At 44.8% G+C, this 23,933-nt stretch carries 22 protein-coding genes and 2 riboswitches; of the genes, 1 reads left to right on the forward strand and 21 read right to left on the reverse strand.

What is annotated here, in order from left to right; genetic code table 11:
* Positions 1 to 83: 83 nt before the first annotated feature.
* The 9 genes from sucD to KHM83_RS00280 form a co-directional block, all read right to left on the reverse strand.
* Positions 84 to 953 (reverse strand): succinate--CoA ligase subunit alpha, encoded by an 870-nt coding sequence (sucD, locus tag KHM83_RS00240; RefSeq protein ID WP_213234884.1) that lies wholly within the window; start codon positions 951 to 953, stop codon positions 84 to 86.
* Positions 954 to 966: 13 nt separating this feature from the next.
* On the reverse strand, positions 967 to 2,163 hold the full coding sequence (gene sucC, locus KHM83_RS00245; RefSeq protein ID WP_213234885.1) for an ADP-forming succinate--CoA ligase subunit beta: 1,197 nt from the start codon (positions 2,161 to 2,163) through the stop codon (positions 967 to 969).
* A gap of 84 nt (positions 2,164 to 2,247) precedes the next feature.
* Positions 2,248 to 3,390: an aspartate-alanine antiporter-like transporter gene (locus KHM83_RS00250; protein WP_213234886.1), complete on the reverse strand. Its 1,143-nt coding sequence runs from the start codon at positions 3,388 to 3,390 to the stop codon at positions 2,248 to 2,250.
* A 137-nt stretch (positions 3,391 to 3,527) separates the two neighbouring features.
* Positions 3,528 to 3,706: riboswitch (cobalamin riboswitch) on the reverse strand.
* Positions 3,707 to 3,866: 160 nt separating this feature from the next.
* Positions 3,867 to 4,038: riboswitch (cobalamin riboswitch) on the forward strand.
* A 486-nt stretch (positions 4,039 to 4,524) separates the two neighbouring features.
* Positions 4,525 to 4,998, reverse strand: a complete 474-nt coding sequence (locus tag KHM83_RS00255) for a MarR family winged helix-turn-helix transcriptional regulator (protein ID WP_213234887.1) — start codon at positions 4,996 to 4,998, stop codon at positions 4,525 to 4,527.
* 200 nt (positions 4,999 to 5,198) lie between these two features.
* Positions 5,199 to 6,068: a TIGR03943 family putative permease subunit gene (locus tag KHM83_RS00260; protein ID WP_213234888.1), complete on the reverse strand. Its 870-nt coding sequence runs from the start codon at positions 6,066 to 6,068 to the stop codon at positions 5,199 to 5,201.
* Between the two features lies 1 nt (position 6,069).
* On the reverse strand, positions 6,070 to 7,611 hold the full coding sequence (locus KHM83_RS00265) for a permease (protein WP_213234889.1): 1,542 nt from the start codon (positions 7,609 to 7,611) through the stop codon (positions 6,070 to 6,072).
* A 1-nt stretch (position 7,612) separates the two neighbouring features.
* Entirely contained in the window at positions 7,613 to 8,527 is a 915-nt protein-coding gene (locus KHM83_RS00270; protein ID WP_343213084.1) for a CobW family GTP-binding protein, read from the reverse strand.
* A gap of 348 nt (positions 8,528 to 8,875) precedes the next feature.
* A complete protein-coding gene (locus tag KHM83_RS00275; protein ID WP_213234890.1) occupies positions 8,876 to 9,769 on the reverse strand; it encodes a dihydrodipicolinate synthase family protein in 894 nt (297 codons plus the stop codon).
* Between the two features lie 372 nt (positions 9,770 to 10,141).
* Positions 10,142 to 11,047: a DMT family transporter gene (locus KHM83_RS00280; RefSeq protein ID WP_213234891.1), complete on the reverse strand. Its 906-nt coding sequence runs from the start codon at positions 11,045 to 11,047 to the stop codon at positions 10,142 to 10,144.
* A 206-nt stretch (positions 11,048 to 11,253) separates the two neighbouring features.
* Here KHM83_RS00280 and KHM83_RS00285 point away from each other — a divergent pair, with 206 nt between their 5' ends.
* The gene (locus tag KHM83_RS00285) at positions 11,254 to 11,799 is read left to right on the forward strand and encodes a glutathione peroxidase (protein WP_213234892.1); all 546 of its coding nucleotides are present in this window, start codon (positions 11,254 to 11,256) and stop codon (positions 11,797 to 11,799) included.
* Between the two features lie 202 nt (positions 11,800 to 12,001).
* On the opposite strand, the gene KHM83_RS00290 is transcribed toward KHM83_RS00285, so the two are convergent.
* The 12 genes from KHM83_RS00290 to KHM83_RS00345 all read right to left on the reverse strand — a co-directional run bounded on the left by KHM83_RS00290 (position 12,002) and on the right by KHM83_RS00345 (position 23,927).
* Positions 12,002 to 12,562, reverse strand: a complete 561-nt coding sequence (locus KHM83_RS00290; RefSeq protein ID WP_213234893.1) for a helix-turn-helix domain-containing protein — start codon at positions 12,560 to 12,562, stop codon at positions 12,002 to 12,004.
* A 206-nt stretch (positions 12,563 to 12,768) separates the two neighbouring features.
* Positions 12,769 to 13,422, reverse strand: a complete 654-nt coding sequence (locus tag KHM83_RS00295) for a VanZ family protein (RefSeq protein WP_213234894.1) — start codon at positions 13,420 to 13,422, stop codon at positions 12,769 to 12,771.
* A 1,178-nt stretch (positions 13,423 to 14,600) separates the two neighbouring features.
* Positions 14,601 to 15,593 carry a gamma-glutamylcyclotransferase family protein gene (locus tag KHM83_RS00300; protein WP_213234895.1) on the reverse strand — a complete coding sequence of 331 codons (993 nt, stop codon included), beginning with the start codon at positions 15,591 to 15,593 and terminating at the stop codon, positions 14,601 to 14,603.
* A 141-nt stretch (positions 15,594 to 15,734) separates the two neighbouring features.
* Positions 15,735 to 16,136, reverse strand: a complete 402-nt coding sequence (locus tag KHM83_RS00305) for a Rid family hydrolase (protein ID WP_213234896.1) — start codon at positions 16,134 to 16,136, stop codon at positions 15,735 to 15,737.
* Positions 16,137 to 16,260: 124 nt separating this feature from the next.
* Positions 16,261 to 17,382, reverse strand: coding sequence for an NAD(P)/FAD-dependent oxidoreductase (locus tag KHM83_RS00310; RefSeq protein ID WP_213234897.1), 1,122 nt, complete (start codon positions 17,380 to 17,382; stop codon positions 16,261 to 16,263).
* Positions 17,382 to 17,714 (reverse strand): (2Fe-2S)-binding protein, encoded by a 333-nt coding sequence (locus tag KHM83_RS00315; protein ID WP_213234898.1) that lies wholly within the window; start codon positions 17,712 to 17,714, stop codon positions 17,382 to 17,384. Before KHM83_RS00315 ends, KHM83_RS00310 begins: the two co-directional genes overlap by 1 nt.
* Before the next feature lie 4 nt (positions 17,715 to 17,718).
* On the reverse strand, positions 17,719 to 19,281 hold the full coding sequence (locus tag KHM83_RS00320; RefSeq protein WP_213234899.1) for an FAD-dependent oxidoreductase: 1,563 nt from the start codon (positions 19,279 to 19,281) through the stop codon (positions 17,719 to 17,721).
* Positions 19,282 to 19,290: 9 nt separating this feature from the next.
* Positions 19,291 to 19,605 (reverse strand): (2Fe-2S)-binding protein, encoded by a 315-nt coding sequence (locus KHM83_RS00325; protein ID WP_213234900.1) that lies wholly within the window; start codon positions 19,603 to 19,605, stop codon positions 19,291 to 19,293.
* Between the two features lie 14 nt (positions 19,606 to 19,619).
* Positions 19,620 to 20,915, reverse strand: a complete 1,296-nt coding sequence (locus KHM83_RS00330) for an FMN-binding glutamate synthase family protein (protein ID WP_213234901.1) — start codon at positions 20,913 to 20,915, stop codon at positions 19,620 to 19,622.
* 7 nt (positions 20,916 to 20,922) lie between these two features.
* Positions 20,923 to 21,642: a GltB/FmdC/FwdC-like GXGXG domain-containing protein gene (locus KHM83_RS00335; RefSeq protein WP_213234902.1), complete on the reverse strand. Its 720-nt coding sequence runs from the start codon at positions 21,640 to 21,642 to the stop codon at positions 20,923 to 20,925.
* The gene (locus KHM83_RS00340; RefSeq protein ID WP_213234903.1) at positions 21,630 to 22,526 is read right to left on the reverse strand and encodes a class II glutamine amidotransferase domain-containing protein; all 897 of its coding nucleotides are present in this window, start codon (positions 22,524 to 22,526) and stop codon (positions 21,630 to 21,632) included. The genes KHM83_RS00335 and KHM83_RS00340 overlap by 13 nt, the downstream gene beginning before the upstream one ends.
* A 36-nt stretch (positions 22,527 to 22,562) precedes the next feature.
* Positions 22,563 to 23,927: a glutamine synthetase family protein gene (locus KHM83_RS00345; protein WP_213234904.1), complete on the reverse strand. Its 1,365-nt coding sequence runs from the start codon at positions 23,925 to 23,927 to the stop codon at positions 22,563 to 22,565.
* Positions 23,928 to 23,933 lie beyond the last annotated feature (6 nt).

Below are 23,933 nucleotides of genomic sequence, written 5' to 3' on the forward strand. Positions count from 1 at the left end.
TAGTATACTATAAAATGTTTTGAAAGAAAGTGAAATAGCGAAAAAATATGAAAGGAATTTAATATTCTGCTCGTCATAAACAATTATTGCATTTTTAAAAGGAGTGCCGGGACAATTTCGGACAGTCTGGAAACCACGCTGACACCGGCATCTGCAAGCGCCGCTTCTTTGGATGCAACCGTCCCCTTGCCGCCGGATACAATGGCGCCGGCATGCCCCATACGCTTGCCCGCTGGTGCTGTTTTACCCGCAATAAAAGCGACAACCGGCTTCTTCATATAAGCCTTCATCCATTTCGCCGCTGTTTCCTCAGCCTCACCGCCGATTTCACCAATCATGATGACGGCTTCGGTTTCTGCATCTTCGTTAAAGGCTGACAGCACATCAATAAAGTTTGTCCCGTTAATGGGATCGCCACCAATCCCAACAGCCGTTGATTGACCCAATCCTGCTTTTGTAACGGCATCAACCGCTTCGTAAGTCAATGTACCGGATCTCGAAACAATGCCGATGTTGCCCGCACGATGTACATGCCCCGGCATAATGCCGATTTTTGTCTGATCCGGTGTGATAATGCCCGGGCAGTTGGGCCCGATCAGCCGTGATTTCTTGCCGCATAAATACGCCTTTATCTTAAGCATGTCCATAACGGGGATGTGTTCCGTTATACAGACGATTAAAGGCATTTCTGCGTCAATTGCCTCAATAATGGCATCACCTGCAAAAGGTGCGGGCACATAGATAACGCTCGCATTCGCACCTGTATCTGTTTTTGCCTCTAATACCGTATCGTAAACGGGGACGCCATGTACTTTTTCGCCGCCTTTTCCCGGTGTAACACCTGCGACGATTTTCGTACCGTAACCCAACATCAGTTCTGTATGATATTTTGCTGCTTTACCCGTGATGCCCTGCACGATGACACGGGTCTCATCATTAATCCAAATAGCCATAATAACAACCTCCTTATTGTGTCAACGCAATCATTTTTTCAGCACCTTCATCCAGCGAATTGGCGGTATGGATATCAAAAGGGGATTCTTCCAGCATTTTTCTGCCGCGTTCGACATTCGTGCCCTCTAATCTCACGACAAACGGCAGATCGCGTTCAATTGTCGGCAATACGCGCAAAAGTCCCTCTGCAATGGTGTCGCACTGCATGATCCCGCCGAATATGTTGATTAGAACGCCCTTTACCTGAGAATCTCTTAAAATGATATCCAGCGCCTTTTTGACGTGATGAGCATCGGCACTGCCGCCCACATCCAAGAAATTAGCCGGTTTGCCACCTGCAAAATGAATGGCGTCCATGGTCGCCATCGCCAGACCGGCACCATTGACGAGACATCCGATTTCACCATCAAGCGAAACATAAGACAGCCCATCGTCGCCGGCTTCTACTTCTTTGGCATCTTCTTGTGCAATATCTCGAAATGCCTTAATTTCGCGATGTCTAAAAAGCGCATTGTCATCAAAACTGATTTTGGCATCTAGTGCCACCAGTTGTTCATCCTTTGTCAAAACAAGTGGATTGAGTTCCAGCAGCGATACATCTTTCGCCATAAAGCATGCCAGAAGACTGTTAAGCAGTGCTGTCATCGCCTGAAACTGGTCAGTCGGCAGCTGAAAACACTGCATGACTTGCCGCACATGATGCGGTCTGATGCCAAGACTTGGTTGAATTTGCAGCTTGGCAATCGCATCAGGCGTTTCTGCGGCGACTGCTTCAATAGACATGCCGCCCTCTCGTGATGCCACCAGCACGATGGTGGCCGTCTTGCGGTCGACGAGCATACTCAGGTAAAATTCTCGTTCGATTTCACATGCCGGTTCAAGGTATAATTTGTGAATTGGCAATCCCGTGTGATCTGTCTGATGCGTCACGAGCTGTTTGCCGAAAAGTGCTTTTGCAATATCAATGGCTTCATCTGCAGTTGATGCAAGTTTGACCCCGCCCGCGAGTCCCCTGCCGCCTGCATGAACTTGCGCCTTGATCACAACTCGGTCTCTAATTTCTTTCCTTGCATATGTTTCAAATGATTCAATTGTTTCAAAGACGTGCCCAGGCTGCGTTGTGACGCCATAGTCCCGAAGCACTTCCTTTGCTTGATATTCATGTATATTCATTGATTCCTCCTGTTTAACTGCCAATGGGCATTGCATAATCCCTTTAAGCTAATCCTCTAACGCAATAGGGTGAATGCCCGTTTTTGAGATCGTATCAGCATCCCTATTGTCGTAAAAGGATTAAAATTTGAATGATGCCATAGCCTCGCTTAAGTAAAATAGTATATTGGCGTTGATAATCATTGAAATCAACGCAAACGGGTATGTTGCACCGTAGCCGATGGCAACATTTGGACTCCTGAATGCTTCAATTGCCGCACCAAGTCCCGGCGTACTCGTCATGCCGCCGCAAATAGCCCCCGCTAAAATGTCGTCACTGATTTTTAAAAGATACTTGCCAACACCATAGCCTACCAGCAAACTCGCTAAACAGATGAGCATGCCAATCCCCAGTAGTGCAATGCCCGATTCTGCCAATCCTTCAATGGCCTGATAGCCGTAATTAATTCCAACGATTGCTAAAAAAACATTTAACGCCATTTCCTGAATTGCATTTAAGATCGTTTCATTAAACGTAAATCTCTCGAAATTTGCCCCTAAAAATAGGGCACTCAACAGCGCACCACCCGTTGTCCCCACGGAAAGTACAATGGTTTCCGAAAGATGCCATTTAAAACTGCCAATCAGTATGCCAACGGCAACCACAATAAAATAGTCCAGCACTTTAAAACCTTGAGTGCCTTGAATACGTTCACTTTCACCTTTAGCAGGCATACGCTGCTGAAATTGGCGACCATACCACTGCGAAAACAGGATGGCAATCAAAACCCCAGGTATATAGGCAACTGCATAGCCTGCACCAATTTTGCCTGACGGATTTTCCGCCACCCGTTTGGCGAGTTCAAGAACCGTTGCCAAGCCGGGCGAACTCGTCAGCGCACCCACATACCCGCCGATCACTTCGTATTTGAGTTGATAATACCATGAACCCAATAAAAAAGTCGCCATTGCACCGGTTACTGTAATTGCGATTGCCAATACTGGGAACTTAAAACCATACTGTCGCAGCATCGCTTTTAACTGTTTTGAAGCATTGAGCCCCACCGAGACAATAAAGCCAATCAAACTGGCCGAAAAGACAATTTGAGGAACGGCAACGGGTTCATGCCCTATTGCCGTGATGGCATAACTCATTGCCAAACTTACAAAAAGCGTCGCTGAGCTTCCAAGCTTATAGTATCCAAACCCCACGTTTCCCAGCAGATTACCCAGTAAAATACAAATACTGATTAAAAAAAGGGGTTGTTCCATTAATGCGTTCAAATGACTGCCTCCTATTTCTTGCATTAAAGCCCTTAAATAAAAAACCCCCTGATCAGTCAGAGGGTATAAGGGCATAACAAATGACACCACGCGTGTGCCTGCAATTTGTTAACACCTCCTTATGCTCCGTAAGTCTTTCAGTGTTGTTCTCTAAGGCAGGTCTCCTGACTTCAGTTCTTCAAACGGCTGCACCTTCCCATCAATTAACGACAGTGGCTTTGCAGCGTTCTCCCTGTTACAGTGGCGGGACCGTGATGGCATTGCACCATGCTTCCCTATTAAGCTCGTATCGAGCACCTTAAAGCTGTTATGAAATTGTTTACAGTATAGCGCTATTTATAAAAATGTGCAAGTCGGATTGCAAAATAAAAAAATGAATATCTGCATGCAATATTTCCTGCACCATATCCACTACTTTCTTTTCAAACTTCATTGACAATTGATGAAAAACGCGCTATGCTTATCGTAAGTTAATTGAATATCAAAAAGCAATTGGTGTATATTAAATACTTAATAGGGAAGTCGGTTTAAATCCGACGCGGTCCCGCCACTGTAATTGTCTGTGTACTTCATCACCACTGTGAAAACGGGAAGGGAAGCGGCACAATAGACATAAGTCAGGAGACCTGCCAGTTGTAATGCACTGTGATACTCACGAGGATGAGGTGTGTGGCTTAAGTATTTTTATTATGCGACCATGCCCTTTCATACATGAAAGGGCTTTTTTATTTTGCTCATTGCTTTAGGTGCCGTATCCTCCGGCACTTTTTTTCTTTTATTGAACTTCATTCCTCCATGATGATTTCCTTTACCCATGAAGTAATTGGTAAAGGCTTCAACCAATTTTGATAGTATATGGCTTACGCCATTTACGCATACATCGTCATACTGATGTAAAACGTCACGTTCCTGTATCGACCAATCAAACGTGTACCCTTTGCATCGCCCCAGACGATGTTATAAAATCCTCCAGCGGCTGACCACCGCTGATTACACCGAATCGTGCCCCTCTCCAAAATGCCGATTCGGTTTTTTCCATTTTTATACGTTCTTTTTCACAAACCACTTGAGTCACATTTCACAAGAAATTTTATAGCTTTCGTACGATTGATTTGCAGCTAATCATGCCGTGCATTATTTACTGTACTCACAATTGCCTTCCCGTATGTCTTTCGTCAATTGCTTTAGCTTTTCTCGAAGCGCGATACCTTCCGTCAATTCAAGGCCTACATCACAGGCAATTTTGTAAGGAATTTCCGCGGCAGACGTTTTAAGTGCCTGTCCGGCATCGGTCAGCGTAATCATCAGCAGCCGCTCATCTTCGTCACTTCGCTGTCGTGTAATATACCCCTGCTTCTCTAATTTTTTTAACAGCGGCGTCAAAGTGCCCGAATCCAACAAAAGCCGCTCACCCAACACTTTGGCAGAAATCGTTGTCTCTTCCCACAGTACCATCATCGTAATGTATTGCGTGTAAGTAATCCCCAGTGCATCCAAGTGTGGGCGATAGCGTTTAATAATTTCCCGAGAACATGCATAGACGGCAAAGCACAGCTGATTTTCCAGCTTCAGTACTGCGTCGTCATCGCGATATTTTTTTTCTGTCATGTTGAGCCTCCTTTTGATTGACTTTGTCCAATTCCTATATAAAGCACACGTTTTAGTTTTGTTGAATTTAATTGCATACAACCAAATTAGCATGCCTTAACTAAATTGTCAACGATACATTCAACATGACGATACCGCCCATTTAACATCTTATTTTAAATACGTATCTTATGCATTGCGCTATCCTCTTCGTGATTTATCTAATAAGGATAAACATACGCTTCCACGGGTTCTGCAGGTGCAATATCCACAGCATCAATAAACGGCTGACCATCCTCACCTATGTTGATAACACCTGAAACGGTCACCCACGAATCCGTCTTCAACCCTGAAGCGCCTTTATACTTACAAGGCATTCCTATTGGCGTCAAGTCTGCCGCACAGCAAACCATCGCAAGTCTTGCGGGGATAAAAGTATCTTCGTCAAGTGCATCCATATTGTTTAATACAAAACCCGTCACGATAATTTCATAACCATTGTAATGGCTTGGATCGCGATAAATTGCATTGAGTCTATTATAAAATTCATCGTTGCCAACAATCACACGCTTCTCCGCGTCTTCTTGGGCGACTGTTCGTATTTCAGTTTGCATTTCTGTACGTGCCTCAGTTTGCCTCGATTCTTCCACTTGGTTATCGACCACAGCATCCTCTAATGTCGTCATTGCGACTGCCTCTAACGGCGAGGCAATTGCTTCATCATCGTCAAAATAAACCGACGCTTGCTGATCGATACTCATGGCACTGATCGGTTCGCTTTGAAAAAATGCACTTGTATCTGAATAACGGCTATTCGTTTGAATAGGTTTATGCGGTACTAAAATAACCAATAGTGGCAGCAACAGCACAAAGCAATGGGCATACCGCGTTTTATAGGTTAACCGTTTCATTTTGCCGGATGAAACAGCCCATAGCAACAGCATTAATACGGTGAAATAAAGATAAGGCTTAACGCTCGGCGTCACATAACTGAGATATCGATCGCTGGCAACGAGATAAAAAAGTGTTATGGCAAACGCCGCTTCACTCAATCCTTCTAAAATTGACTGCATGCTAAAATGAAATTTCATATCACATGCCTCCCATCTTTGAAAGCAAATATACGACGCCAAAACAAACGCCAAAGGTCGTCAAGAGCAAGCGTATGATAAAGTGTTTCGAAAACGAGGATGACAGCAACAGCACGTTTTTTATATCCATCATCGGTCCAAAGACGATAAATCCCATGATCGCGCCAAGTGAAAATTGGCTCAAGAAACTTCTGGCGACAATGGCATCTGAGGAAGAACAAAGTGAGAGGGCAAAGGCAAGGCACATCATAACGACAACGGCACCCGCTCCCTGATAAACACCAAGGGTATTCTGAATATTAATGACCTGAAGAATCGCTGAAACAAACGTCCCGATTACCAAATACTTACCGACGTCAAAGAAAGTTGCCTGCGCGTGACGCATCACAACCCAAAACCTTTCTTTAAGTTTTCCATCCGTCGTATCTTCATAAAATCCACAACTGCATAAGATCTCCTCATAGCGCGTCTCACGAAAAAGGTTATCTCCTGCAGGCCATATGATATATGTCGTGCCAATGAAGATCGCCGTGATAATGCCAAAACAAATACGGCTTGCAACAATGAATAGATCGCCACTAAAGGCATAGTAGGTCGATACAATAACCCATGGGTTAATGACTGGCGTCACCAGCATAAAAGTAACTGCTGCAGGCAGCGGCACACCCTTGCGTAAAAGCCCCTTAAAAACAGGAATAGATGCACAGTCACAAACAGGAAAAAGAAAGCCGCCAAGAACGGCAAAAAGCATTCCCATGCCAATCGATTTTGGAAAATAGCGTTCAATAAGTCTTTGGGGTACTAAAATCTGAAGCACCGATGACAATAAAACACCAATCAGCAAGAAAGGAACTGCTTGCAGTATAATCCCTAAAAAAATATTGACAATTGTATCAGCCGGAATACCAATCGCATTCAGCACCGCTTTTACCAACAAGTATATCCCCGCCAATAGCAAAAACGTAAGTGATAAACGACTGCCCGCATGCTCTCGCTCCTTGGTAAGTTGTCTTTGAATCGCTTCATAGGCATCAAATTGGAGTAGCTTGACACCTGGGTTCAATCTTTTTAATTGTGCTTTTAAGCGTCGATCTATCTGACCTCGCATGGCAATACAATCACATTCTGCAACTTGGGACAGCAATGCGGGCCCCGTTCTCCCCAGTAAGTTTGGCAGCATCTCTGCATGTCCTACGAGCAGCATCCCCTTTAGGCTGCATTTTCCTTTTAAAACAGAAGCGTTTAATAGTTTATAAAGCTGCTCCATCGCAACCATACCGTTCCATTCAATCCACAGAGCATCGGGCCTCTCTGACGCTATCAGGCCTGCCATTTGTTCAGCCACCAATTCTGGTTGCGACATCGTTTGTTCCATTGAAAACATTAGGCTTTTAACACAGCCTTGCAGGACCGTTTCACCCATCTCAAATTGTACCACCCCCACTTTTGCCGATTGCCATTCGCTTCTGCTAAGCAATTGATTGAGAAGCATCGTCTTTCCAGACTCTAGAAACCCTGAAACCACGTATATTGGGGTATTCATTTTATTTACCTCTAAAGAGCGCTTGCAGCGCCGGTACATTGAGGTCTTCACCAATAATGCACAGCGCTTCGCCTACTGTATCGCAATTATTTATTGAAGCTTCTCCGGGCACATACTGGAGGTTAGCATATCCCCCTTTAATCGGAACAATGCCTTTTGCACGCACAATATTGCCATAACACGCCTTTGAAAGTGATGTCAATTTATCTAAAAGCACCTTTTGATCTAGCGCTTCTTGTATGTCAATCGTAATGGTATCAAAAATTTCATTTGCCGTATGGTCGTGATGATGTTCTCCTTCACCGCAATCGCAAACTGTCGCATCGCAAATATTGAAAAGTGATGTTTGGGGCAGCAAAACATGTGTATCAATGGGTTCACAGATTACTTCTGCATGAATTGCAATTTCTTTAATCGACTTTTGCAGCAATGGCAATGCGTTTTCACATGCTGTCACACGATTGAGAATGATCACATCTGCATGTTGTATTTGATCTTTATAAAAGGTGCCAAAGTTATACAAATAGCGTTCATGACGCTTGGCATCGACAACAGTAAATTTGCCTTTGATCTCAGCATGGGGGGCAATGCGAGAATCTCTACAGGCACTGGCGACATCAGAGAGCTTCCCTACCCCTGATGGCTCAATCATAACGACTTCCGGCTCGAAATGCGTCAATAGCGCTTTTAACGCATTTATAAAATCCCCTGACAAACTACAGCATATGCAGCCTGCATTAATTGCCTGCACTTCGATCGCCCCCGTCGCAAGCAGTGCCGAATCAATGTTCACATCACCAAAATCATTTTCAATAAGTGCCACTTTACGATTTCGAAATACCCCTTGCAGCATTTTTTGAATCAGTGTCGTTTTCCCTGCCCCCAAAAAACCGGAGATAATATATATTTCTGTCACTTTTGTGCCCTCCTCAGCTTATGTTTATATGCTTTTACGCTTGTCCGCGTACCCTCCAACAATCCTAGTTGCAAATGCAACTCATTTGCATATAAAAACATTATAAAAGTATCGCGATCCATCGTCAACCCTATCGCTTGATAAAACACGTTACCATTATCATAATCGGTTTGTCCAAAAGCTACTGTTCGATTTCTTCACGACAAAAAACGCTGTACACAACGTAAAAACGTCAATGCGCAGCGTTTGCTGGATAATATCATAATACAATTTAAATTTCATGCAATTACTTTTTATTAAACACGAATAATCGGTTGTTTTCTGGCTTTAATACAATCAATTAAAACGTTAACCAATACCATTGGCTAACAGCAAAGCCCTAATCTGCGCCGCTTCTTCGTCATTAGCCATAATCCCAGGCGCCTTGACTTCCGGCACAATTGGCACACCCACGAGCTTAACCGCCATTTTAATTGCCGCGACAAACGGCTGCGTCATCGTATAAACCGGCATTAAGTCACTGACCACTTTCTGACAGTCGAGTACCGTCGCCATGTCGCCAGTCACATAGGCGGTATAAAGCTTTTTAAACAGCGACGGATAAAAGTTTGAAATACCGCCGATCAGGCCATCGCCGCCCGCCATGAGATTAGGCACAAAATATTCATCAAACCCCGTGAAAAAACAAAAGTCTGGGCGCACCGGTTTCACTGCTTGAATCAGTGCGCGCGTATGACTGATATTGTCAACGGTATCTTTAATGCCCACAATATTTTTAAAATCCACTGCCAGCCGCTTAACAAGCGCCGGTGTTAAATCATGCACGGTGCGTTCCGGAAAATTGTAAAGCATCATTGGCAGTTTAACACTCGTTGCAACCATCTCAAAATAGCGGTACAAATTGGCTTCATCCAATTTAAAGTAATAGGGTGATACAACCAAAATCGCGGTTGCCCCTGCACGCTCAGCATACTGCGAGAGTTCAATGACTTCATCGACTTGGGTACCCCCCGTTCCAATCAGTACGGGCACACGGCCGTCAACGATTTTTACTGCATGGTCGATTAACGCTTTTTTCTCTGACATTGAAATGGCAAAAAATTCGCCAATACTGCCTAAAAAGAGCAGACCGTCAACGCCGTCCTCAATTAAAAACTCAATCATTTTTGTGGTGCCCTGTAAATCAATGCACTTGTTCTCATCTAAAATTGTCACCATAGGTGTAATCACGCCTTTAAACATAGCAAAACCTCCTTGAAAATTGCCTTTCTTTTCTCTATGGCAATGCATCGCTAAAATGATAATCTTACTTAACATCCGATCATCCCGCATGCAGTTGTCATCATCTTATTGCGGCAAGAAATTTCTATGCAAACCTTCCGCTTGGAAACCTGCATAGGCCACACCGCTAGAGCTTTATATTGCATTTATCACTAAGTTTTATATTACCTTTACCATTAAGTTCTATATTGCATTTTAGACATCTGATGGCACTTGGATTTTTGAATTCTTTTTGAATACACCGTGAAACAAAACGAAATACGCCGCCTGCGCACCAAAACCATCACACACTGACATACCTGCGGTACGGCTTTTAGTCAATCACCGCCACAATCATATGTTCTGCGCTTGCTTTTGAATAAATTTTTGTTCAAACATACCCGTGGTTAAATAAACGCCTGTCATCACGAGCAGCCCTCCGACAATTTGGCTCCAAACGAGTTCAGCACCAAGTAATACGCTGATGAGTGCCGTAAAAACAGGTACGAGATTCATAAAAACACCTGCACGGCTTGCACCAATCTCCATGACGGACATATTCCAAAAGATAAATGAACCCACTGATGGAAATAAGACAATATATGCCATCCCCACAAAGGCCATCGGTTCCACACCACTGAGATCAATTCCCTGAATCAGTACAAAAGGCGTGAGCAGCATCACCGCAAAAAGGCCGGCGATCGCCGTTGCCGTAATAGGTTTAATCTCTTTTAGCCGTTTAGCAATCAACGAGTAAATTGCCCATACTGTAATCGCACCCAACATCAGTAAATCACCTGTATTGTAGTGAATTTTAAAAATAGAGAGCAGGTGTCCACCTGTTAATGTCGTAATAACGCCAAGGAGTGATACGACAATCCCTAATCGCCGCCATCCGGAAATGCTTTCTCGCAGGACAATCGCCGATAAAATAACAATCATACCCGGATTAAGCGCACTTACGAGCGCCGCATTGGTGGAAGAAGTAAAATGCAGTGACGTGTACAAAATCATATTGTAGCCAATATACCCAAGAATACCCATTGGCAATAATAGCGGCCATGATTTAAATGCCTTGCGCCAATCCGGTCTTTCCATAAAATGGGCAATTGGAAAGAGCAGCAGGCATGCAAACAGCCATCTGACAAATGTCATTGAGAGCGGGGTCAACTGCGTTACCACATATTTTCCGAAGACGTAGTTGCCAGCCCAGAATAAATTGCACAAAGTTAACATTAACCATACCGTCGTTTTCCTCATAATGCCTCCCTGATGTCTTCAAAATGTCTTCTGAGTCTTCCCGATAGAAATCCTTGCATTGTTATTGTTTCATTGTACCTTATTTAATGGGAAAAGTGTACGTTATCCTGCACGAATTACATTTTTTTGTCATTGACTTGCGGTGTTTTTCTGATATAATAATTTCATACAATTTAATTGCATGCAATTTAAATGGAGGTTATCCTATGTCACTATATGATTTAACAGCAACAACTATTGAAGGCGAGAGCCAATCACTCTCTGAATACAAAGGCAAAGTCCTCATTGTTGTCAATACGGCCAGTAAATGCGGCTTCACACCGCAATATGAAGATCTGGAAAAGCTATATCAAAAATATCAGGAACAGGGGCTTGAAATTCTCGGCTTCCCATCCAATCAATTCGCAGAGCAGGAACCCGGTACCAACGATGAAGTCAAATCTTTCTGTCTGCTCAATTACGGCGTCACCTTTCCGCTCTTTGCCAAGACGGACGTACGCGGCAGCAATGCTCATCCCGTCTTTAAATACCTGACTGCTGAAAAAGGTTTTGAAGGCTTTGGCAAGTTTAATCCGACAGGAAAAATGCTTTCTGCGATGCTTAAACTAAAATACCCTGAAATCATGCCCGGCGACGGTATCAAATGGAACTTTACAAAATTCCTCATTGATCGTGAAGGCAATGTGATCAAGCGCTTTGAACCGACCGTCTCACCGCTTGATATGGAAGACGACTTGAAGCAGCTTCTTTAAGCATTGACCACGATTAACCCACATGATCTAAATACCGTCTATCATACATGAAAAATCCCCTCATTGGCTTTAACGTCACCCATTGTAGTGACTGTTAAACGGTTATGAGGGGATTTTCATTTTATACAAATCTAATTTTAAGACGCGCCGCAGCGTTTTTCCTACGCTTCGCGCCCCATTTATCACATTTTAAGGATGCGCTTTAGACGCCTTCCATATAGTGCACCGTCATGCTGAGTTCGACATCATGCTCGCCATTATTATAATAGGCATGCGGCTGATCCGCTTTGAACTGTATTGAGTCGCCAGCTGCCAGCGTGTAACCCTTACCTGAAACTTCCAGTGTTAACGTCCCATTAAAGACAATCAACAGTTCCATCGTACCGCGGCTGTGCGATTCGGAATTGAGCTTGCCGCCGGGTGCAATGACAATTTTATAGAGTTCAAAATTTCGACCGCTTTCAAAATTAAAGTATGGATAAACCAGATAGCCGCCATCATCTTCCACAATACAATCTACCTCATCGGCTCTCAAAACAGCCGGATCATTTTGCGGATGATGAATCAACGTTGTAAAAGAAACTTTCAGACCCTGAGATATCTTCCAGACCGTTGCAACAGTAGGATTGGATTCACCCCGTTCAATCTGCCCCAGCATACTTTTGCTAACGCCAGTCTCCTGCGCGAGCTTATCTAAACTCCATGCTCGGTCTTCTCGAATTTTTTTTAGATTTTGCGAAATAATGCTATTTAAATTGTCCATTGCAGTCTCCCTGTGTGCGCTATAACATTCGATTAAATCGTATCACCACATTCTCAATCGGCGATTCAACCATCTATCATATTATAACATGCAGACCGTTCAAGGCGACCATTATTCATTGCTTTTTTATTTTGCTTTAAATGAACAGCAGAGCGCCGCTTCACTGTAATCAGCTATTTCTTCGCAACGAAATCTAGAAATCATTTTTAAAAACCATACAGTATTTTGGCCAGTCCAAATGCATCATACATCATAAAATGTCCTATCGACATTGCAAACAGATAGATTGCCGGTTCATATTTATAATGCGAATGCGCCGTCAATCGCAGTCTGTCTCCCACAATATGCCGAAAGACATAAAAAATCAGGTATCCCAGTACCGCACCAAGTGTATTTAAAATGATGTCATCCACATCTGTCTGGCGATAATTAATCAACTGACTGACTTCAATTAGCAACGAAAAAGAAAAGCCGGCGAAAAACATCATCTTAATGCTGCCCATCTTCGGCCAGATCAATGGCATTAAAAATCCAAACGGCATAAATAAGAGAACATTTAAAAAATAGGCAACCCAATCAATCTCTCTGGTAAAGTTATTTATCCCGGTGTCAAAAGGCAAAAGATTCACTTGATCCATGCTTATTCGAATACCATAGCGCTGTAAATCAAATACCGTACCCATGCCTGTAAAATAGAATACCGCAATCACATAAATCACAAAACTGATCATTATCAGGAAACGCCACTTGGGTTGTGTGATTTCCCCTTGTCTATATTGGATATAGAAAATGCCATAAGTGATTAAAAACGGCAGGATCACCGTTAGGCTCTCATAACCTTTCATCAGAAAATCGTTCACCTTTCATCGCCTCGCTTCTTTACGATTTCTCTATTATTTCTTTTCTGGCACGCTTTAGCACCATATGTTCTATTGTTATTCTATCGCATGTTCCGCCTTGATTTCATAATTTCAAATTGTTTATTGCCTAAGAAAAGCCTATGAGAATCTTAAAGATTTCTTAATATGTATGGAAGTTCATATTGGAAGCGCTTGCCATTATTTGCATGGCCTGCTTCAAGGTTATTGCTGTAAACATATCCTCTAATATTTAATTGTGTTTTAGGCATAAGTTCCCTGTTACTTATTACCTTTATACCGTAAGTCGCCCGCTAAGTTTTCAACCATTTGACGTGTTGATATATTTATTCATATGATGTATCCTTTATTTAGATGATCACATCCATTTTTTCATAAAAGGGAGGCTTGTGTTTTATAGGTTGTATCCCGACATTCATTAATCAAGTGCGTAACTTTGCTTGATAACGTTATATAAAAGTTTAATCTCATATTTGCTAGTAGAAAGGAAGTGCTTATGCCATACATAAAACATATCTTTTTTGATTTATTGGCAGTTTTTATCCAGGCGTCACCTAAAATAATTGCTTTAATTATCATTTCGAGAATGTCCGTAAATAGTGGAATGGAGAAGTTAAGAAAAATAAGTCTCTATACGATTACACTTACATTGATTGTACCCATTCTTACGCCAATCATTTTAAAGTTCTATGATTATTACGCACGTGACCTATTTATTGTTATTCAAAGAAGTACAGATTTCATATTCGTTGTAATTTTAGGGTTCTTTATTTATAACGGTATAAAATATCGAAAAGGAAAACAGTCTAACATGTAACTTAAAAAGTTAAATGTCTAAATATTTCAAACGGTTATAAAAGATCAGTATTATTCGATGCTGGTCTTTTTTTAGAATTTTCTTGTTCTTATAAAATTAAAAAATTGACTTGTTGGTGGAATAGAAGTCTTAATTATATTTTTCTGACTGAAGTCTTTCATCATCAACTCAGGAAAAGCTGATCATAAGCTCGAATACACCTTCATCCTATTTACAGCAATGATATTGCCTAGAATCATCGCAAGCGTAAAAAACTCAGTTCTTAAGAACTGAGTTGCATATGAAAAAAAGTAATATGCCCTTTCTTCATCTGTTTATTCGCTTGATCATTACCAATTAATGATTAGTTATTTTCTGTATTTATGGCTTTTAGTTGTATTGCTGCCATTGCCATTGCTATTTTAAAACGTTCATAAAATGGCTTGTCAAAAGGCAATTCAAACTGTTTTACCGTTGAAGGCAATGCCATCATTGCCTCTGTAAAAATACAGTGCTTTGAGGTGCTTTCGATCGGAACGCCCATTGCAGATTCAATCACTTTATGATTTGCTTTCAATAGTGAGCCCAATCGCTCCGGTGCCATCATTGCAACCGGTGTGAAAACAATGCCATAAAACGCTTCGCCAATTTGTCGTATGGTCAGCATTACTTTAAGGGGGTAATCGTCCATGCCTGAGTTGATTTCAAAATAGGACACTCTCTCCAAATCATTACCGGCGCTTGGACTGTCTGCACTTTGATATTGGCTGAAATGCCCTTCGGCATTTGTCAGTCTAAAAAAATGATAATCATCATAAAACGGCATATTCCCGTTAAAATCTCTAATCGCTATGAACTGATCAAATGTTGACTTAAAATCGCCAGCGGAATCCTGCACCGTATTATCTGCTGCAATCGCCGCTTTCGGCGATGCCTTCAAATAGACCCAAGCGTCGATAATTACCCTGTCCACCGCCTTACTGGCAAACGCTTCTTTTAGAATTGATTTATCTAACTTTCCTTTATCTGTTTTCAGAATCGATTCATCAGTCTTTATTGTTTCTGCTCTTATGAAAGCGTAGGCATCCTCTGTTTTTACGGTTATGGACAACTGGCTGCGCTCATATACCGGCACTTCTTCCCACTGGTCTGCCTTTAACAAATCCTTTTCAGTAACCATTAGCAACATCCCCATAACCTGCGAATCCGCTGCTTCATTTAGATAGAAAAAACCGTCCGCATCTGCAATCACTTCATAGCCATTTAAAGCAGCCGGCACTGATGGCTTAATTGACCCAAGCAGCAGCTTTTGAATGTGGTGATCTCGTAATGTTCCGTAAGAAAACAAATACGGCATGGCCTTCTCCTTAATGATTACTGCTTTTTATGACTATCTTTTATTACTATTTTTAAGGTACTGCTCTAATGATTGCCAAAGATAGCAGCATTTACAATCATATTTTAACAAAAAATTATAGGTCTTGTATGAACAAGTTGCTTAAAGTGTCGCGCCAACCACTGCGTCGAGTTCGATTTCCACAAGTTGCGTCGGCCTGTTCAGTGCTGATGTGCCCACCATGGTACAAAGCGGTTTCACCGGTTTAAAGATTTCAGAATACGCTCTGATAATCTCACTGCCATGGCTCATATCCGTCGCATAGATTTTTACACGCACGACTTCTTCCGCTTTTGAACCCGCTTCTTCCAGCAATTTTACGAGTTTTTCAAGCACGTATTTTGTCTGCGCATAAGGATCGTCAATGCCGAAGACAGTACCATCCGGCTGAACTGACGTCGTACCGCCAACGTAAACAAAAGGGCCTACTTTGACAATGCGGCTGTAGCCGGCTTTTTCTTCAAGCGGTGCACCTGAAGCATAATTGACACGCTTTAATTCCATATTCTCGTCCTCCATCTTTAATCTTATTTATTGTATATGACGCCATTGTTTTTTTCTAAAGATCGTCGCGTTTAATCGACTTTATACCATCGCATTTACGCAGCAACACGTTGGTAACCCATGTCTAAATTTTGGCCTTAAACCGATCATAGCGCAGTGCATCAATGTTGACCATTGGCGTTTCATTTGTCATCAGACTGGTGAGTATTTGACCAACTGCCGGCGAGATGCCGAAACCATGTCCGGTAAAAGCACAGGCAACCGTTAGCCCGGGTACCTCGTCTACATTGCTGATAACGGGAACGTGATCGGCACATTCATCAATCCACCCCGCCCATGTTCGCACGATTTTCGCATCGGCTAGCACCGGAAAATAACCCATAATCCCACGGCAAATACTCGGTGCCGTCATCCCCTGTGTCACAGGGCGATCAAAATCCGACGTATAGGCGTCAATTCCAGAAGAACCGCCAAAGACGAATGAACCATGGGTGCTTTGATGTCCATAGAAGTCTGCCTCAGCAGTGCCGAGCATCTGCTCAAACATCTTAGGCTGTGCTTCGGTGACAAGCGCCTCTAAAAGAATGCGGTTCATCGGTACAAAGAGCCCCACAGACGCCAGCAAATCATTGCTTTCAAAACCGGCGGCAACCAATATACGCTCTGCATAATACGTATCATAATCCGTTACAACTGCCACAGCGCGCCCTTTTTGCTTAACAATTCGCTGCGCTGACTCACCTGTGATAAAGCGAACACCCTGGCGGCGCGCCTTTCGATAGTAGGCGAGTGTGGTCAGCATCGGGTTTGCGTGCCCATCTGTCGGACACCAGCTCGCACCGATCACTTCATCTGAAAGATAGGGATTAATGGCCTTCACTTCATCGGCGCCGATCATGCGGACATCCAGTCCGAGCGCGGTAGCCCGATCTGTCAGCCCCTGTAGGATCTTCAAATGCGCATCTGTCTTTGCCAGTCTCAGATTGCCTTTTTTATAATATTCCACATCCATTTCGAGTTCATCTGAAAGGGACGGCCAAAGATGTTCTACCGCATACATGGCGATGGGCAGTTCTCTCGGATCTCTGCCCGACTGGCGAACACCCCCGCCATTGCGGCTGGAACCGCCCTCACCAATCTGTTTTTTTTCAATGACGGTCACTGAAAGGCCGCGTTTCGACAAATAGTATGCCGTCGCACAGCCAATGACGCCGCCACCGATAATAAGAACCTCTGATTGCTGCATTAGCGCGTCCTCCCTTCGGCTTCATTGGCGAGTACGCGCATGGGCACCGGTCTAAATGGTGCACGTGCCACCGCATCTTCCAGCACATCCGGTGAAACGTCCAGTTCTTTTGCAACGATTTGCTTCACCAGCCGCGCACACGTCTGACCTTGGCAAAGACCCATGCCGGTTCTGAGATACCGCCTGATTTCTGTTATGGTAAACATGCCGTCGTGAACAGCACGCCTGATTTCTCCTTTTGTCACTTCTTCACAGCGGCAGATGATCATACCGTCATCCGGCGCCGCTACATAAGGCCCCAAATCAATGGAGCGGTCAATGCGCCCATTCATGCGCTCACCTCCGTCTAAAAAATCTCGCTGTGCTTGCATAGTCGAGCGGCACCTTCATGGTTACGACATGTGTTTGATCCATGGCTTTCCCCGTTCGAACGGCTGTAATCTCAGCATCGCATATAGGTGCGCCGCTCCGATCCAGTGCAATGCCCCGATCACCTTTTTCAGGAAGTGGTAAAAACTCATAGGGAAAGCTAACGTAAGCAGTTGATTCCAGCGGCTTTTCTTCAACGAGGAAAATCGCTTGACCAGAACATGAGGCAACACACATGCCGCAGCCTGTACAGGTTGCTTCTGCATTGATAACCGGCAGGGATGTAATATCATTGCCAATTAGAATGCACCCCTTCACGCAGGCATCCTGACATGGGTTGCACGGAATATTCTGCGTGCATTCAATCACCGGATAAACACCCGTTTTGCCATGCTGTATGCTTGGAAAATGTGCGAGGTCACTCTCATCTAAATAGCCTTTCGTCAGCAGACTTTGAGAAAGCACAATGCCCTCTTCTGTCACTGTCTGCACCCTGCCGCGCTGCTTCGGGCCAAACATGCCTTCACGCAAACTGCCAAGCGATGCTTCATGTGCAGTGACAATGCTTTCAAAATCTGACTTTTCAAGATAACCTGCCTGATAAGCTGCGGCTGCACCTGCTATTCTGCCCTCAATCATGGCAGAACTGGCTTCTTCAATGCCCGAAACATCCCCTGCGGCGTATATGCCCGGCACGCTGGTCGCACCATAGGCGTCTACCGCCGGGACAATACCGTTCATTTCACAGCCCGCACTTTTTACAAGCTGCGCCATTGGCGAGAGACCAACGGCAAGGCAAACCGTATCGACGTCAAATGTTTTTTCTGATCCCGGAATCACCTGCCATGCGGCGTCAACTTCGCCAATGGTCACGCCTTTAACACAATCCTCACCATGTACGGCGACAATGGTATGGGATAAATAAAACGGTACGCCAGTCCGTGCAACTTTCGCCGCATGGACACCGTAGCCGCCGATTTTTTTCGATGCATCTACCAGCGCCACTACTTCACAGCCCGCTTGAAGAAGCTGATAGCTCACCACGAGGCCAACGTTTCCGGTACCGAGCATCAGCACACGACTGCCGGGCTTGATCCCATGCAGATTCATCATGGTCTGTGCTGCGCCTGCACCGATCACGCCAGGCAGTGTCCACCCTGGAAACGTCACCATGTTTTCTGAGGCACCCGTTGCAACGACAATGGAATCCCCTTTAAAGTGCTTGATGGAATCCCCCTGCATCACCGTGAGTTCTCTGCCTTCGTAAACACCTGCCACCGTTGCATTTAAAACCACTTCTACCCCACAGGTTTCCGCTTCTCTTAAGAGGGTTTCGCCGATATTGTAGCCTCTGATCTTCGCCTTGTGCTCCTTTGAGCCAAAGAATTTATGAATTTGTTTAAAGAGCTGTCCGCCCGGTTTTGCATTTTCATCGAATACCACCGTTTTCATGCCGGCTTTTGCTGCTTCAATCGCAGCACTTAGACCCGCGGGGCCTGCACCGACGACGATGAGTTCATACCTTTCCATCGCTTTCACCTACGCTTCTTTTTTTGCCGTGACACCATATTGCGTTTCAACCTTCATACCGGCTTTCAGCGGTGTCACACATGTTCGAATATTCGGCTTGCCATCGACGATCATGACGCAGTCCGTGCATCTGCCAATGGCACAGAAGATGCCTCTCGGGCGGTCTTCCTTCATTGTATGACGATGCACCATAACGCCTGCCGCCCTCAGTGCAACGGCAATGGGCTCACCTTCAAAGCCCTGAATGGGCTTGCCGTCAAATTCAAATGTGACCGTTGCGCCCTTTTCAGTGGCGCCGAGTATCGGATGCTCTTTTATTCGCATAATCTCACGCCTTTCTAAATTTTATTGGAGGCGGTAAATCCAAAACCTTCACCAATGATAAAATCACTTCCGACGAGTGGAATACCCGTCATGGCACATGCTTCCAGTGTCAACGCACGTAAATCTTCTCTCTCTAAATTCTTAAGTTTGGTCTTGCCCGCCGCTTTGGCCAACAAGATGGCCTCCGCTGTCATCCCCTTGATATAGTTCGCAACGCGTTCTGCTGCCTTGTCAATATCCAGTCGCGCACGCAGTTCAGGGTCTTGCGTTCCAATCCCGAAAGCACATTTACCTGCCTGACAATCCATGCACACGCGGCATCCCATTGCCACCATGGCACTGGTGCCAATGGCAACGGCATCTGCACCAATGGCCAGTGCCTTCGCCAGTTCAGAACCATCTGAAATGCCGCCCGAGATAATAAGGCTCATTTCATCTTTAACGCCCATTTCCTCCATGGTGCGCACCGCTTGAACCAGTGCTGGCATTGTCGGTATCCCCAAATGATCGGAAGCCATTACAGGCGCCGCCCCTGTGCCGCCCTGACAGCCATCTAAAATAATGCCGTCAAAACCGATTTTAATGGCAATTTTCACATCATCCCTTACGCGTCCTGCGGCAATTTTGCAGAAGATTGGCGTTTCCCAATTGGTGATTTCACGCAGCTGCTGCATCTTGACCACCATGTCATCTGCACCAAAGGCATCGCCTGTTCTCGGGTGGGAATGAAGGTCTATCCCAATTGGAATTTGACGCATCGCTGCGATGTCCGCCGTGATTTTCGCACCCATAAGGTGTCCTGAAAGCCCCGGTTTCGCACCAATGCCATAGAGCACTTCAATCATATCCGCGACTTCAAGGCTTCGCTTTGTAAAGCCCATGCGGCTCGGCAGCATTTGAATGGACTGCCTGTACGAATTGGCGAGTTCTTCCGGCAAAATGCCGCCTTCGCCATTGCTGATTACGGCGCCTACCATGCTTGTCGCCTTTGCGAGGGCGATTTTCGCCTCTTTGCTCAAAGCCCCGTAGGACATGCCTGCAATCATAATCGGCGTTTCGAGAACGAGCGGCTTGGTTGCAAATCGTCCGCCGAGCACCGTGCGCGTCTCACAGTCTTCACGGTAGGTATCAATGGGCATGCGCGTCAGCTGTGACGGCATGATCATCAAATCGTCAAAGTGCGGGAACTGCCTAGGCGATGCACATCCTCTGATTCGGTATTTGCCGTATGTCGCCTTGTAATCTATTTCTGAAAGCGTTTCTTTACGCCATTTTGATTTCGGTCTGTCAATTGCTCTTACTTCTGCCATACCCTCATCACCCCTTCACTTGATACTTTTTCGCCTTTTCGGGCTCGAGTTGCGGCTTGAACAGCTGGTAGGCATGACGTCCGGTTTTCATCGGACGGATCACTTTAAACGCCTTCGCATCAGCGTCAATACCATATTGCTCAAACAGCTCTGTCAATGCATCCGCTTCGTCTGCCTCAATAGCATCGAGAAAAACGTTGCCGCCCATCTTGGATTCTGCTTCCGGATCACGTGTAAATATTTTGCCAAGATACATTGATTCTCCTGTTGCCTCGCCAATCTTGCCGAGGACGATTAGGTTACCCCCCATGGCCATGATGCCGCCCCATCTGCCTGCGTCGCCGCAGACGATAATATTGCCGCCCTTCATGCCATAGCCGACGCGGCTGCCCGTATTGCCGTAAATGACAATATTGCCGCCGCAAATGTATGATCCCACATTGCATCCTGTATTTTTTTCAACGATCAGTTCGCCCGACATCATATCGTCTCCGGCGTACCAACCCACACTGCCCTTGACGCGAACGGTGAGTCCTTCTAAAAAACTGCCGGTGTAAAGACCGGTACTGTCATCAATAATCACTTCACCGTCGCCGGAAAGTCCGGCGCAGACGTTGTGCATGGCGTTAACCTTTGTCAGCGTCACCACCGGCGATTCTGCAAGCTTTTCTCTTATGGCGCTGTTTAGATTGGCGTCACCTAGCTTTGATACGTCTATATATCCCATACGCGCACCTCACCCGGTTCCATTTCCACTGCAAAAACTTCTTCATCCATAATGTTGAATTCAATTTGCTCTGAACCCAATAGGATATAGTCATCGGCTTCTACCACGAGCAGCGGCTTGATGCCCAGTTGATCCTTCACAAAACCAATTTGATTTTCCGTGGATGCGATGATGCAGTAAATGCCATCCATATTTTCAGATGCATATTTCAGTGCCGCTTCCAAATCGCCGCCGTTTTCACGCATAGCATAGGCGATGAGATGGCTTGCCGCCTCTGAATCGTTCATGGTTTTAAACGTTGCACCCTTTGACTCCAGAAAACGTCTCAACTTAAAGTAATTTGTAAACTGGCCGTTATGCACCATGGCAAGCCCCGGATAAAAAGGTGAGACAAAAGGATGCGCCGCATTGATGTCTTCAGCGCTCTCCGTCGCCATGCGCACGTGGCCAATGCCATGTCTGCAAGGCGTATGGTCGATGGTATGTTTCGAAAGCAACTCATCCAAGTAACCGCCTTCTTTGTATACCTTAATGCCGTTTCCGACGGAGTGAACCGTCGTACCGCTGTTGGCGTTAATCGCCGTATGCAACGCTTCAACCTCTGTATCAACCATTGCCAGTTCAAATTCTACAATGGGAATCGTCGACTTTGCTTCAACGACTTTTTCGGAAACGATTTCACCATAACACTCGATGATTTCAATGAGTTTTTCATACAACGCCATCTCCTTAAGGGATACCCTCAGGCAAATGCGCTCCGTTTTGGGAAATACCGCAATACCACTGGCATCCGGTCCCCTATGCTGTATATACGTCAACATCTTCAAAAGGTCTTTGGAGATATCGGTTTCATTTTTGCTGATAATGCCTGCTATGCCACACATAAACACGCCTCCAATTCAATCTCATATTCAAGGTTATCAGACGTGATATGAATACGTCATCCATTCCCAGTCTGTTACAAATTTCTTATATTCTGTTGCTTCCTTGCGCTTCAGTTTCACAAAGAGATCCGTTAGTTCCTTGCCCACTGAATCGAGGAGGATATCGTCTGCTTCCAGTGCATCCAGTGATGATGACAGCGTCGTTGGGAGCGCCTGTGTCTGTCTGCTGATATCGCGGTAAAGGTCTGTGGTCACAACTTCCGGCGGCTCAATTTTATTCATGATGCCATCTAGACCTGCCGCCAGAATACTCGCCATGGCAAGGTATGGATTTGATGCGGCACTGGCTGCTCTGATCTCCATACGCGTTGCTTTGCCCCGCTCATTTGGCACGCGGATGTAAGTGGTGCGATTGTCATAGCCCCATCCGATAAAGATCGGTGCAAAAGAATCCGGCTGATAGCGTTTATAGCAGTTAATCGTCGGTGACAGAAACGGTGTAATCCCAAGTGCGTGTTTGCAAAGACCACCGATAAAATGCTTGAGCGTGTCCGATATACCATCCGGTTTTTCAGGATCATAGCAAACGTTTTCACCTGTTTCAAGGTCATTGAACGAAACGTGAAAATGACAGCCGCTGCCGCCCGGCGCTTCCTTTGGCTTCGCCATAAACGTCACCATCAAATCGTTAAGCTCTGCAATGTCTTTGCTCATAGACTTAAACAATGCGTTTTCATCCGCAGCCCTTACCGCATTGGCATGTCGCCAGTTATACTCAAATTGACCCGGGTAATATTCATGATTCATATAGAGGACGTTGAATCCCATCTTGCTGAACGTATTGGTCATTTGATAGAGAAAACGCTTTGGATCAATGCGTTTATTAACCGTGTAACAAGTGGCTGGCTGATTGGTATAAGGCACGATACTGCCGTCTGTCGTCTTATTGTAAACATAGAATTCAAGTTCGCTTGCTGCAATGGGATCAAGTCCAATCGCATGATATGCCTCAACCATTTTTTTCAAAAACCCTCTTGGCGACTGTTCTACCGGTGCCCCGCCAAAATAAAGATCGCCAAGTATCATCGCCGTCTGTTCGCAGTGCGGCAACAGGGTAAATGTTGAAGGATCGCCAATGATTTTCATGTCTTCACATGTTTCTGATATAAACCGCGAAGGTACAATATCATTGTCGTATGACATTTGCAGTGATGCGATGCAGAAAGCAATGCCCTCGTGAATTATTTCTTCCAGCATCGACACCGGCATGAGTTTGCCGCGATTAATGCCTAAAATATCTGTGTACTCCAATCGGATCATTTCAATCCCGTTTTCTTCGATCATCTTTTTCATATCAGCGATGGTCAATTGTTCATGTCCCGTATACTTATCTTTCGCCATATCCTC

Source organism: Fusibacter paucivorans (assembly GCF_018390735.1).
Lineage (GTDB): Bacteria > Bacillota > Clostridia > Peptostreptococcales > Acidaminobacteraceae > Fusibacter > Fusibacter paucivorans.

Coding starts and splice junctions, on each gene's coding strand:
- sucD (WP_213234884.1), bottom strand. CDS start 953: ATGGCTATTTGGATTAATGATGAGACCCGTGTCATCGTGCAGGGCATC.
- sucC (WP_213234885.1), bottom strand. CDS start 2,163: ATGCAATGCCCATTGGCAGTTAAACAGGAGGAATCAATGAATATACAT.
- KHM83_RS00255 (WP_213234887.1), bottom strand. CDS start 4,998: ATGACAGAAAAAAAATATCGCGATGACGACGCAGTACTGAAGCTGGAA.
- KHM83_RS00260 (WP_213234888.1), bottom strand. CDS start 6,068: ATGAAATTTCATTTTAGCATGCAGTCAATTTTAGAAGGATTGAGTGAA.
- KHM83_RS00265 (WP_213234889.1), bottom strand. CDS start 7,611: ATGAATACCCCAATATACGTGGTTTCAGGGTTTCTAGAGTCTGGAAAG.
- KHM83_RS00275 (WP_213234890.1), bottom strand. CDS start 9,769: ATGTTTAAAGGCGTGATTACACCTATGGTGACAATTTTAGATGAGAAC.
- KHM83_RS00280 (WP_213234891.1), bottom strand. CDS start 11,047: ATGAGGAAAACGACGGTATGGTTAATGTTAACTTTGTGCAATTTATTC.
- KHM83_RS00285 (WP_213234892.1), top strand. CDS start 11,254: ATGTCACTATATGATTTAACAGCAACAACTATTGAAGGCGAGAGCCAA.
- KHM83_RS00290 (WP_213234893.1), bottom strand. CDS start 12,562: ATGGACAATTTAAATAGCATTATTTCGCAAAATCTAAAAAAAATTCGA.
- KHM83_RS00300 (WP_213234895.1), bottom strand. CDS start 15,593: ATGCCGTATTTGTTTTCTTACGGAACATTACGAGATCACCACATTCAA.
- KHM83_RS00305 (WP_213234896.1), bottom strand. CDS start 16,136: ATGGAATTAAAGCGTGTCAATTATGCTTCAGGTGCACCGCTTGAAGAA.
- KHM83_RS00310 (WP_213234897.1), bottom strand. CDS start 17,382: ATGCAGCAATCAGAGGTTCTTATTATCGGTGGCGGCGTCATTGGCTGT.
- KHM83_RS00315 (WP_213234898.1), bottom strand. CDS start 17,714: ATGAATGGGCGCATTGACCGCTCCATTGATTTGGGGCCTTATGTAGCG.
- KHM83_RS00320 (WP_213234899.1), bottom strand. CDS start 19,281: ATGGAAAGGTATGAACTCATCGTCGTCGGTGCAGGCCCCGCGGGTCTA.
- KHM83_RS00325 (WP_213234900.1), bottom strand. CDS start 19,605: ATGCGAATAAAAGAGCATCCGATACTCGGCGCCACTGAAAAGGGCGCA.
- KHM83_RS00330 (WP_213234901.1), bottom strand. CDS start 20,915: ATGGCAGAAGTAAGAGCAATTGACAGACCGAAATCAAAATGGCGTAAA.
- KHM83_RS00335 (WP_213234902.1), bottom strand. CDS start 21,642: ATGGGATATATAGACGTATCAAAGCTAGGTGACGCCAATCTAAACAGC.
- KHM83_RS00340 (WP_213234903.1), bottom strand. CDS start 22,526: ATGTGTGGCATAGCAGGCATTATCAGCAAAAATGAAACCGATATCTCC.
- KHM83_RS00345 (WP_213234904.1), bottom strand. CDS start 23,927: ATGGCGAAAGATAAGTATACGGGACATGAACAATTGACCATCGCTGAT.